Origin of the sequence: Acetobacter pasteurianus (assembly GCF_009914215.2) — a bacterium.
In the GTDB taxonomy this organism is placed as follows: domain Bacteria; phylum Pseudomonadota; class Alphaproteobacteria; order Acetobacterales; family Acetobacteraceae; genus Acetobacter; species Acetobacter pasteurianus.
Genome location: NZ_CP039846.2, coordinates 2,435,876 through 2,448,895 on the forward strand (window position 1 = coordinate 2,435,876; position 13,020 = coordinate 2,448,895).

14 protein-coding genes and 1 tRNA gene are annotated in these 13,020 nt (G+C 53.3%); 2 read left to right on the forward strand and 13 right to left on the reverse strand.

Going from position 1 to position 13,020, the window contains the following annotated elements:
* Nucleotides 1-6: 6 nt before the first annotated feature.
* The 11 genes from trpS to FCN51_RS24840 all read right to left on the reverse strand — a co-directional run bounded on the left by trpS (nucleotide 7) and on the right by FCN51_RS24840 (nucleotide 9,777).
* Nucleotides 7-1,002, reverse strand: a complete 996-nt coding sequence (gene trpS / locus FCN51_RS24790; RefSeq protein WP_310256473.1) for a tryptophan--tRNA ligase — start codon at nucleotides 1,000-1,002, stop codon at nucleotides 7-9.
* Nucleotides 1,003-1,035: 33 nt separating this feature from the next.
* Entirely contained in the window at nucleotides 1,036-1,500 is a 465-nt protein-coding gene (locus tag FCN51_RS24795) for a c-type cytochrome (RefSeq protein ID WP_003623872.1), read from the reverse strand.
* A 60-nt stretch (nucleotides 1,501-1,560) separates the two neighbouring features.
* Nucleotides 1,561-2,058, reverse strand: coding sequence for an FKBP-type peptidyl-prolyl cis-trans isomerase (locus FCN51_RS24800; RefSeq protein WP_012813070.1), 498 nt, complete (start codon nucleotides 2,056-2,058; stop codon nucleotides 1,561-1,563).
* 45 nt (nucleotides 2,059-2,103) lie between these two features.
* Entirely contained in the window at nucleotides 2,104-3,345 is a 1,242-nt protein-coding gene (locus tag FCN51_RS24805; protein WP_003623870.1) for an argininosuccinate synthase, read from the reverse strand.
* A 110-nt stretch (nucleotides 3,346-3,455) separates the two neighbouring features.
* Nucleotides 3,456-4,682, reverse strand: coding sequence for a 23S rRNA (adenine(2503)-C(2))-methyltransferase RlmN (gene rlmN, locus FCN51_RS24810; protein ID WP_003623869.1), 1,227 nt, complete (start codon nucleotides 4,680-4,682; stop codon nucleotides 3,456-3,458).
* 121 nt (nucleotides 4,683-4,803) lie between these two features.
* Nucleotides 4,804-5,385 (reverse strand): hypothetical protein, encoded by a 582-nt coding sequence (locus FCN51_RS24815; protein ID WP_020943965.1) that lies wholly within the window; start codon nucleotides 5,383-5,385, stop codon nucleotides 4,804-4,806.
* A gap of 137 nt (nucleotides 5,386-5,522) precedes the next feature.
* Nucleotides 5,523-6,260, reverse strand: coding sequence for a TlyA family RNA methyltransferase (locus FCN51_RS24820; protein ID WP_310256482.1), 738 nt, complete (start codon nucleotides 6,258-6,260; stop codon nucleotides 5,523-5,525).
* Nucleotides 6,261-6,266: 6 nt separating this feature from the next.
* On the reverse strand, nucleotides 6,267-8,255 hold the full coding sequence (gene dxs / locus FCN51_RS24825; protein ID WP_310256484.1) for a 1-deoxy-D-xylulose-5-phosphate synthase: 1,989 nt from the start codon (nucleotides 8,253-8,255) through the stop codon (nucleotides 6,267-6,269).
* A gap of 4 nt (nucleotides 8,256-8,259) precedes the next feature.
* The gene (locus FCN51_RS24830) at nucleotides 8,260-9,198 is read right to left on the reverse strand and encodes a polyprenyl synthetase family protein (protein WP_124297021.1); all 939 of its coding nucleotides are present in this window, start codon (nucleotides 9,196-9,198) and stop codon (nucleotides 8,260-8,262) included.
* 1 nt (nucleotide 9,199) lies between these two features.
* Complete coding sequence (locus tag FCN51_RS24835) at nucleotides 9,200-9,454, reverse strand: exodeoxyribonuclease VII small subunit (RefSeq protein WP_003630879.1); 255 nt, start codon at nucleotides 9,452-9,454, stop codon at nucleotides 9,200-9,202.
* 71 nt (nucleotides 9,455-9,525) lie between these two features.
* Entirely contained in the window at nucleotides 9,526-9,777 is a 252-nt protein-coding gene (locus tag FCN51_RS24840; protein WP_003625422.1) for a sulfurtransferase TusA family protein, read from the reverse strand.
* A gap of 114 nt (nucleotides 9,778-9,891) precedes the next feature.
* Here FCN51_RS24840 and FCN51_RS24845 point away from each other — a divergent pair, with 114 nt between their 5' ends.
* Nucleotides 9,892-10,785, forward strand: coding sequence for an ROK family protein (locus FCN51_RS24845; RefSeq protein WP_310256496.1), 894 nt, complete (start codon nucleotides 9,892-9,894; stop codon nucleotides 10,783-10,785).
* A 27-nt stretch (nucleotides 10,786-10,812) separates the two neighbouring features.
* On the opposite strand, the gene FCN51_RS24850 is transcribed toward FCN51_RS24845, so the two are convergent.
* Both FCN51_RS24850 and FCN51_RS24855 read right to left on the reverse strand, forming a co-directional pair.
* Complete coding sequence (locus tag FCN51_RS24850) at nucleotides 10,813-11,604, reverse strand: RlmE family RNA methyltransferase (protein WP_310256499.1); 792 nt, start codon at nucleotides 11,602-11,604, stop codon at nucleotides 10,813-10,815.
* On the reverse strand, nucleotides 11,601-12,845 hold the full coding sequence (locus FCN51_RS24855; protein ID WP_310256502.1) for a Ppx/GppA phosphatase family protein: 1,245 nt from the start codon (nucleotides 12,843-12,845) through the stop codon (nucleotides 11,601-11,603). Before FCN51_RS24855 ends, FCN51_RS24850 begins: the two co-directional genes overlap by 4 nt.
* 73 nt (nucleotides 12,846-12,918) lie before the next feature.
* Here FCN51_RS24855 and FCN51_RS24860 point away from each other — a divergent pair.
* Nucleotides 12,919-12,992: transfer RNA gene (locus FCN51_RS24860), tRNA-Gln, on the forward strand.
* Nucleotides 12,993-13,020 lie beyond the last annotated feature (28 nt).

Here is a 13,020-nt window from a genome sequence, read left to right on the forward strand (position 1 = left end):
TTTCGTTTATTTTAGAAAACCAACAAGCTTTTCAGCTTCGGCAACAATAGGCTCTGCAATGCTTTGTGCCCGTTGCGCGCCAGAATGCAGAGTTTTCAGCAAGTAGCTTTCATCCTGTAAGAGCCGTGTGGTTTCTTGTCCGATAGGAGCAATGGCGTTGACAACAACTTCCGTCAGCGCGGCTTTAAACGGGCCAAAACCTTGGCCTGCATGCTCTTTCAGTACCTGCTCAACAGGAATATCGGCCAAGGCAGCGTAAATGGAAACAAGGTTTTTTGCTTCCGGGCGTTCAGCAAGGCCTGCGATATCTTCAGGCAGGGGATCAGAATCTGTTTTTGCGCGGCGGATTTTTAAGGCAATCGCATCGGCATCGTCTGTTAATTCAATCCGGCTTTGTGCAGAAGGGTCGGATTTAGACATTTTTTTGGTGCCATCACGTAGGCTCATAATACGTGCAGCTGTAGGTGGAATAAGTGGTTCTACCTGCGGAAAAAACTCTACCTTGTAATCATGGTTGAATTTTTGGGCGATATCATTGGTAAGTTCCAGATGTTGTTTCTGGTCTTCCCCTACAGGCACATGCGTAGCCTTATATGCTAAAATATCGGCTGCCATAAGGTTGGGATAAACATATAGACCAGCTGAATGATTTTCGCGGTCTTTTCCTGCTTTATCTTTAAATTGCGTCATACGGTTCAGCCAACCTATCCGAGCAACGCAATTAAAAATCCATGCTAGCCGGGCATGGGCAGAAACAGCAGACTGGTTAAAGAGAATGTGCTTATCAGCATCAATGCCTGCTGCAAGCAGGATAGCAGCCTGTGTTAAGGTATGTTCGCGTAGTTTTTCCGGGTTTTGCCACACGGTAATAGCGTGCATGTCTACAAGGCAGAAAATGCACTCATAGTTTGCCTGTAAATTAACCCAGTTTCGAATTGCCCCAAGGTAATTACCTAGTTGAGGAATGCCAGAGGGCTGAATACCAGAAAAAATACGCTGCATAAGAAAAGTATCACCACATGTTATGGGAACAGATTATGGGATTGGATGTGTGCGATCCAGCTCTTCCCGTTCGCCTGCCACTTTGCCAGCTGATTTTCTATCAGCCCGCGCAGTTGCAATATCTGCCGCGCTTATTGTTGGGGCAGGTTTTAGGTTTCCACGCTGTGAAAGCCAAGTCAGAATAGCCGCTACTTCTTCATCTTTAAGGTAGCGGAAAGGGGGCATTTCTGCGCTATAAGCCGCGCCATTGGCTTTGATCGGCCCGCTTACGCCATTCATAAGTACATCAGCCAGATATTTGCGGCCCTCTGGGGTGCTGGCAATCTGGTCAATACGGTTTACAAGTGGAGGAACAGAGCCCGGCATGCCATCGCCTCCATGATGGCAAATGCCACAATTGGTGCCGTAAAGGCTGGAGCCGCTTTTAGGTGAACATGCAGCTACAAAAAGCAACATGCCGCCACATAAAAGGCGATACGCAAAGCGTGAAGAAAGCATGGGCAGAAACCCAAGCGGGTTCCTGAACTTCAAGAACCCGCATTATCAGGAGAGTTTATATCAGGGCGAATTATGTGCGTGTTCTACACCCAAAAGCTGGATGCGGAAAATCAGCGGACTATCTGAAGGGATAATACCCATGGATTTATGCCCATACCCAAGTTCTGGGGGAACATACAGCATCCATGTATCGCCTACATGCATCAGGGGCAGAGCTTCCATCCAGCCCTGAATCAGGCCAGCAAGAGGCATTTGCATATAAGCGCCGCTGCCATGCTGGTCTGAGCTATCAAAGATGGAACCGTCTGGCAGGCGCCCTTCATAAATAAGCATCATGCCATCACCCGGGCGTGGCTGTTCACCATCCTTGGGGCCAGATTCCAGCACTTTATAGGCCAAGCCATCTTTCAGAACAGTTACGCCAGGTGCAGAGCGCAGCTTTTCCATCTGCTGAGCAGGCGTAAGTTCCTGTTCTTCCTTGTGAGAGCCACAGGCCGTAAGAGATACGGCCAGGCTGGCCGCAAGCATGCAGGGGATAAGAGAAAAGCGACGGATCATGATCTTCTTCAACACCTTCTGATGGATGGTGGAAAAGTGGTACCCTTATAGGGCACCACCTTTACGCCCGATCTGCGCACCCAGACGCAGGCGCAGAGCATTCAGCTTAATAAAGCCTTGAGCATCCTGCTGGTTGTATGCGCCTTCATCATCTTCAAACGTCACAACGCGGGCATCATACAGGCTGTTCGGGCTTTCACGCCCAACGCAGATAACGTTGCCCTTGTATAGTTTGAGGCGAACACGCCCTGTAACAGAATGCTGGGAGGCATCGATAAGAGCCTGCAGCATCCGCCGTTCTGGGGAGAACCAGAGGCCATTATACAGAATGGAAGCGTAGCGCGGCATCAGGCTATCTTTAAGATGCATGGCTTCGCGATCCAGCGTGATGGATTCCATGCTGCGATGGGCTGTCAGCAGGATAGTGCCACCGGGTGTTTCATAAATCCCGCGGGATTTCATGCCAACAAAGCGGTTTTCAACCATATCTAAACGGCCAATGCCGTTTTCTTTGCCCAACTCGTTCAGGCGGGTCAGCAATGTCGCTGGAGACATAGCCACGCCGTTAATGGCAACGGGATCACCGCTTACAAAATCAATGGTGATTTCTGTGGGCTTATCCGGCGCTGCTTCTGGAGAGATTGTGCGCTGAAACACAATTTCTTCTGGAGCAACAGCAGGATCTTCCAGAACTTTCCCTTCGGACGAAGAATGCAGCAGATTGGCATCTACAGAGAAGGGGGCTTCACCACGCTTGTCTTTGGCAATCGGGATCTGATTTTCTTCAGCAAATGCAAGCAGACGTGTGCGGGATGTCAGATCCCATTCCCGCCAAGGAGCAATAACCGTGATGTCTGGTTTGAGGGCATAATAAGCCAGCTCAAAACGAACCTGATCGTTGCCTTTGCCGGTTGCGCCATGTGCCACGGCATCTGCGCCAACAGCTTCTGCAATTTCAATCTGGCGCTGTGCAATCAATGGGCGCGCAATGGATGTGCCCAGAAGATACTGGCCTTCATACAGGGTATTGGCCCGGAACATGGGAAAGACAAAGTCCTTCACAAATGTTTCGCGCAGATCTTCAACGAAGATTTCTTTTACGCCAAACATTTCCGCTTTTTTGCGGGCTGGTTCCAGTTCTTCCCCCTGGCCCAGATCAGCCGTAAAGGTAACAACCTCGCAACCATAGGTGTTCTGGAGCCAGCGGAGGATAACAGATGTATCCAACCCACCGGAGTAAGCCAGAACAACCTTTTTGACGTCTTTTCGGGCGGAAGTCGGGCCCATGAGGCAGATCTCCTGATATATAAATCTGTAACTATGGCTTTCCTCCTATCACTGCAGGAGGCGCGTAACCAGAGTGCATTCGCCCACCAAGGGCTGTTTATGCGGAAAAATTATTCCGAAACAGGTACAGAACTTGCGCGTGCGCGTTCACTTGCCGTTTTCAACTGCCCGCAGGCAGCCAGAATATCTCGTCCACGAGGTGTGCGGATGGGGGAGGCAAATCCTGCATTCATAACAATTTCTGCAAACCGGTTTTGCTGCTCCCGCGTGGAAGGTTTGTAATCGCTACCCGGCCACGGATTGAACGGAATAAGGTTCACTTTTGCCGGAATGCCAGAAATCAGGCGCACAAGCTCGCGCGCATCGGCTTCGCTATCGTTTATGCCGCGCAGCATAATGTATTCAAATGTAATGCGGCGGGCATTGCTGGCAGCAGGGTAGCGCCTGCACGCTGCCAGCACTTCCTCAATCGGGTACTTTCTGTTTAGCGGCACAATTTCATCACGCAGATCATTCCTTACTGCGTGCAGGGAAACCGCCAGATTGATCCCGAGTTCATCGCCACACCGATCCATGAGCGGCACAACGCCGGACGTAGAAAGTGTGATGCGCCGACGAGAAAGCCCAATGCCTTCACCATCCATGATAATTTTCATGGCTTTGGCGACATTTTCATAATTGTAAAGAGGTTCTCCCATCCCCATCAGCACGATGGTAGAGAGAAGGCGAGGCGTTTCGCCTTTGGGGCTGGGCCATTCTCCGTAGGAATCTCGTGCAGCCATGAACTGACTGACAATTTCTGCCGCCCCGAGGTTGCGCACCAATTTTTGCGTGCCTGTATGGCAAAAGGTGCAGGAAAGTGTGCACCCTACTTGCGATGAAATGCAGACGGCGCCACGGTCTTCCCGCCGATCAGGGATGTAAACAGTTTCGGCTTCCTGCCCATCACGAAAACGGAACAGAAATTTACGTGTTTCATCCGATGATGTCTGAACTGTAGCAGCTTCTGGGCGACCAATAATAAACCGTTCAGCCAATTTTTGCTGAAGCGGCTTGGCTATTGTGCTCATCCGAGAAAAATCTGTCACACCCTGATGATAAATCCAGTGCCAGAGCTGTTTGGTGCGGAAGGGTTTTTCACCAATTTCTGTCAGAATATCCGTGAGTTCATCGCGTGAAAGCCCAACCAGGTCTCTTCGTCCATCGGATAGAGTGGCGGATGGGGGGCTAAAAAGCGCAGCCTTCGCCAAAATGCGTGAACGTTCTTCCGCGTTCAGATCGGTAAGGGCTGAACTGTTAGCGTCAGCTGATGTGGAAGTATAAGTGCGGGAAGACATTGCGGATATGCTGCTACATAAAGGGAAAGGAAGGCGGGTATAACAAAAAAAGAGGCTGATAGATACCAGCCTCTTTTATATATGCGCATAAGTATGCTGTCTGAGCGGTGGCCCTTACACGTTAATTGCTTTCTTTCAGGGCGGTCCGCAGCCATGGTGCAATGGTAATTTTGGAAGCGTCCATGCCATCCAAAATCATGCCAATGGTTTGCGCGGAATATGAATCCGGCTTGGTATCAGCAGAAATCGGGAAGGCTGGCCGTGCAATTTCCAAAGTCATGGCAGGTTCTGCTGTATCTGCGGAGCTTGCGCTCGCAGGTGTAAAGCCATCTGTCTGGATATTGGCAGATACAGTAACTTCCCGCGCATCAGGGTTTTGTCCAAAATACAGATACGCATATGTTGCCGCGGCAGAAAGAACATCTTTCATGGCCAGCCGATAACGATTGTTCGTATTGGAATCATGCGCTTGTAGTGTTGCTGGGTCTGCCTGGATCGAAAGCGTGCCTGCGCGTACATCATCATGCAGGATCAAACCGTCCTGCTCGTACCCGCGTAAAAGCGTATTACCAACTTCCGTTGCCTGCATGCTTTGGGCAGAAGCAGAAGCGTGAGATGCAGAATGAAAAACTGGAGCTGCCAGTGCATGGCCGCTTGTAAATGCAAGGCAGGCGACGCCAAACAGACCTGCAATTTTGCGCATGAGATGCTTGCCCTTCTTCTTGGTGATAACTGATGGAATGATCACAAAGAAATGTGGCAAAAAAATTGATGTGCTGCCATGCAAAAAAGGCAGGGAAACCTGAAAATTTAATTTAGTGTTACAATCCGTAGCATCCGCTAGATGCGTTGAGCCGCGATAAGGAACTCTCTATTTCCTTCTGGCCCGGTAATAGGGCTGGGCTCAATTCCCAGCACTTTCCAGCCGGGAAGGCTACTCCACCAAGAAAAAATGGTTTCGCAAACGGCGTCATGCACCGCAGGATCACGCACAACGCCCTTGGCTCCTATCTGATCACGCCCAGCTTCAAATTGGGGTTTGATCAACGCAACAGCCCAAGCATTTTCTGTGGTAAGAGCTAGCGCGGCGGGAAGCACCGTGCGTAGGCCGATAAAGCTGGCATCACACACAACCACAGAAGGGGCTTCTGGTATGGTTGTATTATCCAGATATCGGGCGTTGCACTTTTCCAGCACAGTTACGCGCGGGTCAGACCGCAATTTCCATGCTAATTGTCCGTGCCCAACATCAACAGCGTAAACATGTTTAGCACCGTTGGTAAGAAGTACATCTGTAAACCCACCGGTTGAAGCGCCAACATCCAAGCAAATCCGCCCTTCCGGGGAAAAACTAAAATGCTCAATGGCATGGGCTAGTTTGCAACCACCACGAGACACCCAAGGATGTTCCTGCCCACGCACTTGCAATGGGGCATCTTCCGGAACCTGATCTCCAGCCTTGGCTACGCGTTTTTCACCAGAAAACACAAGCCCAGCCATAATGAGAGCTTGTGCTTTTGTGCGGCTTTCAATCAGCCCCCTGTCTACAAGGAGCTGGTCAACACGACGTCGTGCCATATCAAATCAGGCCATCTGTTCCGTAATATCAACGCCCAACGCGCTTAGAGCGGTTCCGACGATGTGCGGAGCGGAGAGACCGGCCTCGGCGTATTGGGCGGCCTGGGTGTTATGGTCGATGAAGCGGTCTGGCAGGGTGAGGGGGCGGAAGCGCACGTTATCAAGCAGGCCGGTGCGGGCCAGATGGTGCCCGACAAGGGAGCCAAAGCCACCTTCCGAACCTTCCTCAATGGTAATCAGCACCGCATGGTTGCGGGCCAGATTTTCCACCAGTTCCGTATCAAACGGCTTGGCAAAGCGGGCATCAGCCACCGTGGGCGGCAGGCCATGAGCGGCCAGCATGTCCGCAGCTTTCAGACACTCGGCCAGACGCGGGCCAAGCGAGAGAATGGCCACGCCACCTTTTTCGGGGCCAGACTGCCCACCCATTTCACGGATGATGCGGCCCTTGCCAATTTCCAGCGGTGTGCCTTCTGCGGGCAGGTCCAGCCCAAGGCCGCTGCCACGTGGGTAGCGCAGGGCAATCGGGCCTTCATCAAACAGGGCGGCAGTTGCTGTCATGTGCAGCAGTTCCAGCTCGTCCGATGGGGCCATGATGGTCATGCCCGGCAGGCAGCCCAGATAGGCGATGTCGAAGGAGCCAGCATGGGTGGCGCCATCGGCCCCCACCAGACCGGCGCGGTCAATGGCAAAGCGCACGGGCAGCTTTTGCAGCACCACATCGTGCATCACCTGATCATAGGCGCGCTGGAGGAAGGTGGAATAGATGGCGCAGAACGGGCGCAGCCCTTCGGTGGCCATACCGGCGGCAAAGGTGACGGCATGCTGCTCGGCAATGCCCACATCAAAAAACCGGTCCGGGTAAGCCTTGGCAAAGGCATCCAGCCCCGTGCCAGAAGGCATGGCGGCGGTGATGGCGGCAATCTTGTTGTCGGTAGCAGCACGGCGTGTGAGTTCGCGCGAGAACACGGAGGTGTAGCTCGGCGGGCCTGCGGGGCCTTTTTTCTGCTCACCGGTAACCACGTTGAACTTGGCAACGGCGTGATACTTGTCTCCGGCTTTTTCGGCTGGCTGATAGCCGTGGCCTTTTTCCGTGATGACATGCAGCATGATGGGGCCGTTATCCGTATCGCGCAGGTTGCGCAGGATAGAGACCAGTTGCGGCAGGTCATGCCCATCTACGGGGCCAACATAGTAGAAACCCAGTTCTTCAAACAGCGTGCCGCCGGTGATCATGCCGCGGGCATATTCATCGGCCTTGCGGGCCGTGCGTTCCACGGGGGCGGGCAGTTTTTTGACGAACTTGCCAGCCAGTTCGCGCAGTCCCATGAATTTGCGCGAAGACATCAGGCGCGACAGGTAGTTCGACATCGCCCCCACAGGCGGGGCAATGGACATCTCGTTGTCGTTCAGGATGACAATCAGCCGTTCCGCACCGGGGCCAGCCACGGCGGCGTTGTTCATGGCCTCATACGCCATACCGGCGGAAATGGAGCCATCACCGATCACGGCAATCACATTGCGTTCGCGGTAGCTGGGGTCTTCCTCCGCCCGCAGGTGGTGGGCCACGGCCATGCCGAGTCCGGCGGAAATGGAGGTGGAGGAATGGGCTGCGCCAAACGGATCGTATTTGCTTTCTGCGCGGCGGGTAAAGCCGGACAGGCCACCCGGCTGGCGCAGGGTGCGGATACGGTCACGCCGCCCGGTCAGAATCTTGTGAGGGTAGGCCTGGTGGCCCACATCCCAGATCACCTTGTCATCCGGGGTGTCAAACACCGCATGCAGGGCAACCGTCAGCTCCACAACACCCAAGGAGGCGCCAAGGTGCCCCCCCGTGGTGGAAACCGCGTCCACCGTTTCGGCCCGCAGCTCATCCGCAACCTGCTTGAGCTGCTCAACCGAGAGATTGCGCAGGTCCGCCGGATACTCAACCCGGTCCAGCGCAGGAAAACGCCCTAACGTCGGAATCGGTGAAGTGTGGGGCTGATTGGTCATGAGTTCAGTTTTTCCGTTCGATCACATAATAGGCCAGATCACGCAGACGATCTGCCTGTGCACCAAAGGGTTCCAGATCGGCAATGGCTTCTTCTGTTACGCGCAGAGCTTCTGCTTTGGCGCCTTCAATGCCCAGCAGGGCCACAAAGGTAGACTTGCCTGAAGCTTCATCCTTACCTGCGGTCTTGCCCAGCTCTTCTGCCGTGGCTGTTGCATCCAGCACGTCATCTGCAATCTGGAAGGCTGCGCCAATATTTGCACCATAGGAACGCAGACGGCGGCGCAGATCAGGGGACGCCTGACCCAGAATGGCACCGGATTCTGCGGAGTAACGGATCAGGCAACCGGTTTTCAGTGCGTGAAGATGGCGGACTTCTTCAAGCGGAAGGGCACGTCCTTCGCCTTCCATATCGATCATCTGGCCGCCAACCATGCCAGCTGCGCCTGAGGCTTCAGCAAAGGCGGAAATCAGATCAATACGCACATTTGCATCTGTATGGGTCTGGCTGGTAGCCAGAATTTCAAATGATTTGGTTTGAAGGGCATCTCCGGCCAGAATGGCTGTGGCCTCATCAAATTTGCGATGCGTGGAAGGCTGGCCCCGGCGCATATCATCATCGTCCATGGCAGGGAGATCATCATGCACCAAAGAGTAAGCGTGCAGCATTTCAACTGAAGCAGCAACGCGTGCGGACTGACTTTCTGGAACACCAAAAAGGCTGGCCGTTACAATGGCAAGATAACCACGTAACCGCTTGCCGCCCCCAAGTGTTGCGTAGCGCATGGCTTCGATCAGCCGCGCATCGCCTCCGGTTGTGAGGGGGAGCAAGGTATCAATCGTGTGTTCAATAACGCGGGCGCGGGCCCCCATATCCTGCTTGAGCAGGGCGCCATTATCTGATGCACGATTGATAGAGGGGTGTGTCGGGTTTGTCATCGACATCTCAGTCCATAGGTTTCATGTTCAGCGTTCCATCAGACCGCTGCACGATCGCCTGCACGCGGGCCTCAGCCTCGCTAAGCTTGGCCTCACAATGTTGCCGTAGGGCAGCCCCGCGTTCATAGGCCGTAATTGCATCTTCCAGCTTTAGCTGCCCACCTTCCAAGCCGCGCACAATTTTTTCCAGCTCGGAAAGCGCATCTTCGAAAGACAGTGATTTGATGTTGTCCGACATGGCGCGGGGGTTCCTATCCGTCATGAGGGGCAGGCAATAGCCCGATATGCAGGGGTCTGCCAAGTCTTGGATGGTGTGTGGCTGGCAGGATTTTTTTAGTTTGGCTTATTTGCAGGCGCGCTGGCGCGGCATTTTACGGTAAAACAGAATACACTGTTTTCATCCGTAAAGGCGATCAGGGCGTGACCTGTTTCACGGCAGAACACCTGAAAATCGGTTATGGAAGCGCGGTCTGTTGCTAATATTCGAAGACGTTCCCCCGGCTGCATGGTGCGGAGAACGCGGTTGGCCTTGAGCACAGGAAGTGGACAATTAAGCCCGCGTGCGTCAAGAACAGTTTCATTCATCTTGGCTGGTTCCTGGCGTAGGAGGTTGTGGCATGTTGTTTGCAAAGTGTGCCACTTTCTTTTGCGGCAGGAAACGTTCTGTTAAAAGTTTAATAAAAACAGCAGGTTAAAAGTATGTCGGACTACCGTCTGGGAATCGATATTGGGGGCACCAAGATCGAAATAGTCGCTCTTGATGCCGAAGGGCAGGTGGTTTTGCGGCATCGTGTTGGCAACCCTGGCACGTATAAGGGCCTGCTGAGTGACGTGAAAAAACTGGTTGATGATGCGCATGCCCGCACAAACCCATATGCCACTGTTGGGGTGGGTATTCCTGGTGCGGTGGATGCGCATACCCGCCTTGTAAAAAATGCGAATGCGACATGGCTGAACGGCCAGCCCTTTGCTGATGATTTGCAGGATGTTTTGGGTTTTCCCGTTCGTGTTGAAAATGATGCCAACTGCTTTGCGCTGTCAGAAGCAACCGATGGAGCAGCGGCCGGATGCCATGTGGTATTCGGTGTGATTCTTGGTTCTGGTATGGGTGGCGGCATTATTGTTGAGGGCAAACCTTTAAAAGGCTTGCATGACATTGCTGGGGAATTGGGACACACACCCTTGCCGTGGGTGAGGGAAGATGAATTCCCTATGCCAAAATGTTTTTGCGGTAATTCTGGCTGTCTGGAGCGGTTTTTGTGTGGCCCGGCTTTGGCTGAATCATGGAAAGGTCCTGGGAACCGTAGTGTGCAGGGCATTGAGGATGCCGCGGCATCTGGTGATGCAGCGGCCCAGCGCGCTTTGGATTTGTATGTAGATAGGCTAGGCCGCGCTTGCGCGCTTATCGTGAATATTCTTGATCCAGATGCAATTGTTCTGGGTGGCGGGGTATCAAACCTCAATTGCCTTTATGAACGCGTGCCGGATGTGATGAAACGCTACGTCATTACGCCTGAGTGCAATACCAAATTGTTGAAAAACAAGCATGGTGACAGTTCAGGCGTAAGAGGCGCAGCTTGGCTTTGGGGCTAAGATAAAAAGCGGCAGACCGCGTAGATTCTACGCGGTCGGTGTGTTGATGCGGTCTGGACGAAATCCGGTTGCAACCACGTAAAGCTCACTGGAATCTTTACGGCTTGCAGGCGGTTTGGCGTGGCGAACCTGTGTGAAAGCTTGCTTCATAGTGTTGAGCATGGCTTTTTCGGAGCCCCCCTGAAACACTTTGGCAACAAAGCCACCGCCTTCTGCCAGAATATCAAAGGCAAAGTGCAAGGCTTCTTCTGCTAACCCAATAATCCGCACATGGTCTGTTGGAGCATGGCCTGTTGTGTTGGGGGCCATGTCAGAGACAACCAGATCAGCTTTACCGCCCAGCATCGAAATAAGGCGCGCATCCATTTCTGGGTCCGTAAAATCGCCTTCAATAATTTCTGCGCCAGCTACAGGTTCTACGGGCAGAAGATCTACCCCGACCACCTGTGAAGCGCCGCGTTTGACCAGAACCTGCGTCCACCCACCAGGAGCAGCGCCAAGGTCTACAATACGCATACCGGGACGGATAAGGTGGAAGCGATCATCAAGTTCAATCAGCTTGAACGCCGCGCGTGAACGCCAGCCCTGTTTGTGTGCTGCCTGCACGTAAGGGTCATTCAATTGCCGGGAGAGCCAGCGTTGCTGGGCGGTTGTGCGCCCACGTGCGGTGCGTAATGAAACTGATTGTGCCCGCATTTTTTGCGGGGCATCAGAATCATTTTGCACCAAGCGGCTGCCTGGCGTTGCGCTGCTTTTGCGGGCACGGCCAGGTACGCGCAACGTGGAACTGCCTGTGGGGCGGTTTTTCTTTTCAGTCATAAGCCTGTTGCCTGCATGGAGTGGCGAAGGTGAGGGGGAATGGATAAAGACGCACGATTGCGGCGAGAAGCCATGCCCGATTTTCCGCGGATCATACGCAAAACCATGCCATCGCGCAGCCCTCTGTCTGCAACAATAATATCTTCTACAGGCCAGACATCGTGAATGGCCTCAAAAATGGCACAGCCAGGCAAAACAAAAGGTGCCCGATCTGGGCCAATACAGGGGTGTCGGGCAATGCCATCAGCCCCCATTTTTTGTAAAGTGCGCACAGCCAGTCTGGCGCTGGATGCTGGAAGCAGGGAACCATCTACGGCTGCACGTGCATAGCGCGGCAGGTTTAGGATAAGGCTGGCAAGCGTTGTAACTGTGCCACTAGTGCCGATCAGCCGTGTTTGCTTACGCCGGATTTCCGGCCTGATCCGATAGACGTTCTCGAACTCACGCAAGTGATGGCGCGTGTGCTCCACCATTTTTCGGTAAGCGCGATCATCCGTGCTGTATGCGTGCCCAAACTGCTCGGAAAGCGTGATGACACCAACCGGCAGACTGAGATAGCCAATCAGTTCTTCTGTCAGGCGCGTGGAATCCGTGCGCACCCACGCAATTTCGGTTGAGCCTCCACCAATATCAAACAGCAAGGCCCGATTGCGCGGCGGTCCAAAGCGCGGGTTGTGCAGCAGATTGGCGCAGCTTTCTACCGCAAGGCTGGCTTCTTCCCGCCCGGAAATAATCTTGATATCAAAACCCGTACGCTGGTGGACCTGTTGAAGAAAGGTTTTTCCGTTTTCTGCACGCCGACAGGCTTCCGTTGCCACGGCACGGATTTCTCTCACCGGCCATCTGCTTAAACGATCTGCACATGTCTGTAGTGCTTCCATGGTACGTTCCATGGCAGCTTTATGCAGTTTTCCGGTATGGTGCAGACCTTCTCCAAGTCGCACCATACGACTATAACTATCTACAACCCTAAATCCACCCGCGGTTTGGGTTGCAACCATTAAGCGGCAGTTATTTGTTCCCAGATCGAGCGCGGCAAAAAGATCTTCCTCTCCACTAAAGGGTGGAGAGGCCGACACAAATCTGCCAGACCGGCCGGTCCAGGAGGGGGGACGATCCATCTGTCCGGTCCTTAAACAAGGGGTTAAACCATATTGTTTCTTATTTTGGGCTCTCACGCGCAGGGAGCAAGACAAATATGTGACAAAATGAAAATTCTTTTGGAAAAAGGGGTTGCGCACTCCAAAACAGAATGCTAGATGAGCCTCACCGAACGGGAACGCTCTTTAAGAGCTTCTGTAAGGCCCAGTTTGCTGGGGGATAGTTTAGCGGTAGAACTACCGGCTCTGACCCGGTCAGCCCTGGTTCGAATCCAGGTCCCCCAGCCAATTTTTCCTTATAAAATATTATTCTAAC

Excerpts from the sequence above, each read along its gene's own strand:
- FCN51_RS24815 (WP_020943965.1), bottom strand. The coding sequence starts at position 5,385 with ATGCGCAAAATTGCAGGTCTGTTTGGCGTCGCCTGCCTTGCATTTACA.
- FCN51_RS24845 (WP_310256496.1), top strand. The coding sequence starts at position 9,892 with ATGTCGGACTACCGTCTGGGAATCGATATTGGGGGCACCAAGATCGAA.
- trpS (WP_310256473.1), bottom strand. The coding sequence starts at position 1,002 with ATGCAGCGTATTTTTTCTGGTATTCAGCCCTCTGGCATTCCTCAACTA.
- FCN51_RS24795 (WP_003623872.1), bottom strand. The coding sequence starts at position 1,500 with ATGCTTTCTTCACGCTTTGCGTATCGCCTTTTATGTGGCGGCATGTTG.
- FCN51_RS24850 (WP_310256499.1), bottom strand. The coding sequence starts at position 11,604 with ATGACTGAAAAGAAAAACCGCCCCACAGGCAGTTCCACGTTGCGCGTA.
- FCN51_RS24820 (WP_310256482.1), bottom strand. The coding sequence starts at position 6,260 with ATGGCACGACGTCGTGTTGACCAGCTCCTTGTAGACAGGGGGCTGATT.
- rlmN (WP_003623869.1), bottom strand. The coding sequence starts at position 4,682 with ATGTCTTCCCGCACTTATACTTCCACATCAGCTGACGCTAACAGTTCA.
- FCN51_RS24800 (WP_012813070.1), bottom strand. The coding sequence starts at position 2,058 with ATGATCCGTCGCTTTTCTCTTATCCCCTGCATGCTTGCGGCCAGCCTG.
- FCN51_RS24805 (WP_003623870.1), bottom strand. The coding sequence starts at position 3,345 with ATGGGCCCGACTTCCGCCCGAAAAGACGTCAAAAAGGTTGTTCTGGCT.
- FCN51_RS24835 (WP_003630879.1), bottom strand. The coding sequence starts at position 9,454 with ATGACGGATAGGAACCCCCGCGCCATGTCGGACAACATCAAATCACTG.
- FCN51_RS24830 (WP_124297021.1), bottom strand. The coding sequence starts at position 9,198 with ATGTCGATGACAAACCCGACACACCCCTCTATCAATCGTGCATCAGAT.
- dxs (WP_310256484.1), bottom strand. The coding sequence starts at position 8,255 with ATGACCAATCAGCCCCACACTTCACCGATTCCGACGTTAGGGCGTTTT.
- FCN51_RS24840 (WP_003625422.1), bottom strand. The coding sequence starts at position 9,777 with ATGAATGAAACTGTTCTTGACGCACGCGGGCTTAATTGTCCACTTCCT.